The sequence below is a fragment of the Allobosea eneae genome (assembly GCF_042657265.1).
In the GTDB taxonomy this organism is placed as follows: domain Bacteria; phylum Pseudomonadota; class Alphaproteobacteria; order Rhizobiales; family Beijerinckiaceae; genus Allobosea; species Allobosea eneae.
The window spans coordinates 1-921 of record NZ_JBHSLW010000107.1 but is presented as its reverse complement, the minus strand read 5'-3'; the positions used below and the strand labels follow the sequence as shown (position 1 = coordinate 921).

Genomic DNA, 921 nt, shown 5'->3' with positions numbered 1-921 from the left:
CGTAAGCTCTGAAATCGTCATGTGTCGAAGCCCTCAGGGGCTTCAAACATCGGCGCTCAGACCGCGCCCGCAAAGGTGCCAACGGGACAGCGCTTACGATTGACCCTGGCGTAGTCGCGCTTGATGGTGCGCACGAAGGCTTCGGCCATGCCGTTGGATTGCGGGCTCTGGACGGGGGTGGTCAGCGGTTCGAAGCCGATCTCGCGAGCAAAGCGCCTGGTCTCGCCGGCGATGTAGCCAGAGCCGTTGTCGGTCAGCCATTCGATGACGCCGGGCAGGCGGTTGACCGGTCCGAAGCGGGTCTCGACGGCCACCGTCATGAGGTCGCGAACGTCCTCCCCCTTGATGCCCTCGGTCGTGGCGACGAAGCTGATCGCCTCGCGGTCGCAGCAGTCGAGTGCGAAGGCGACGCGAACCTTCTCGCCATTGTCGCAGCCGAGTTCGAAGCCGTCCGAGCACCAGCGCAGGTTGGATCGATCGACGGCGATGCGGCCATCGTGACGACGCGCGTCGATGCCGCCGGCATGGCGCTGCAGGAGCAGGCCATGGGCCTTCATGACGCGGTAGACCCGCTTGTGATGTAACCATGCGGCGTAGGCCGCAGTACGGCTATTTCGGGTCGTCCGATCTTGTGAGCAGGTGAGGATTGGCTTTGTAGATTTCGGCGAGGCCTTTGAGCGTCTCGATGCCGAAGTCTGTGAACGCCATGACGCTGTCATCGCCTGGCCCATAGACCCAGACCACGCCGTCCTCCGGGTCCATTTCATTGGCCACGTCCCACAGCCAGTCCTCGTCTTCACCGAGCATTTCGGCGACGCGGGCGTACCCCTACGAGGGCGGCCGTCTTGAGGATTGATGCTTGGGGGTGAGAATGTGTCTGTATGGACGTCTATACAGGCACGCCGATCAGTCGGCTTGAGA

The 921-nt window shown here is 63.0% G+C and carries 1 protein-coding gene and 1 pseudogene; both read right to left on the bottom strand.

The features are described from left to right. Positions 1–110: 110 nt before the first annotated feature. Positions 111–617: pseudogene (locus ACFPOB_RS29970) on the bottom strand (DDE-type integrase/transposase/recombinase); the annotation flags it as partial. Beyond that, positions 610–807 carry a hypothetical protein gene (locus ACFPOB_RS29965; protein ID WP_377801816.1) on the bottom strand — a complete coding sequence of 66 codons (198 nt, stop codon included), beginning with the start codon at positions 805–807 and terminating at the stop codon, positions 610–612. The gene ACFPOB_RS29965 and the pseudogene ACFPOB_RS29970, both read right to left, overlap by 8 nt. Positions 808–921: the final 114 nt, after the last annotated feature.

Coding starts and splice junctions, on each gene's coding strand:
- ACFPOB_RS29965 (WP_377801816.1), bottom strand. CDS start 807: ATGCTCGGTGAAGACGAGGACTGGCTGTGGGACGTGGCCAATGAAATG.